The sequence below is a fragment of the Sabulibacter ruber genome (genome assembly GCF_017355955.1).
In the GTDB taxonomy this organism is placed as follows: domain Bacteria; phylum Bacteroidota; class Bacteroidia; order Cytophagales; family Hymenobacteraceae; genus Nibribacter; species Nibribacter ruber_A.
Genome location: NZ_JAFFID010000046.1, coordinates 1 through 347, shown reverse-complemented (window position 1 = coordinate 347; position 347 = coordinate 1). Strand labels below are relative to the sequence as shown.

The 347-nt window shown below is 63.7% G+C and carries 1 protein-coding gene; it reads right to left on the bottom strand.

The genetic code is table 11. From position 1 onward, the window contains the following. Positions 1–7: 7 nt before the first annotated feature. On the bottom strand, positions 8–347 hold a 340-nt coding region (locus tag JT719_RS24390), incomplete at its 5' end, for a hypothetical protein (protein WP_207436397.1).

The following is a 347-nucleotide window of genomic DNA, read 5'->3' as shown; positions in this document are numbered from 1 at the left end:
GCTGTGATTATAGCCTGGGGTATATCACAGTTCGGTGCGATACCCCTCTGCTCACGCCGAGCTCGGCCATGAGGGCCTGCACACCGCCGATCTCCTCCGGTGTGGCAGAAACCTCCCGATGGGCCAGGATCAGCGCGGCGTCGCTGGCGAATGCGCTCAGCACATGCGTGGTGGTGCGGTCGTGCAGATGGTCGAAACTGCCACGCAGCATCTTGCCATCGAGTGCAACGGTGCGCCTGCCGTCCGCTGCATGGGCGCTGTCCAGCTGACGAGCGTGACGGCGAAAGGCCGCCTCCAGGACATCAGGATCAAGGGTTACGAACAGATGCCGCAGCGTGTTCACCGCC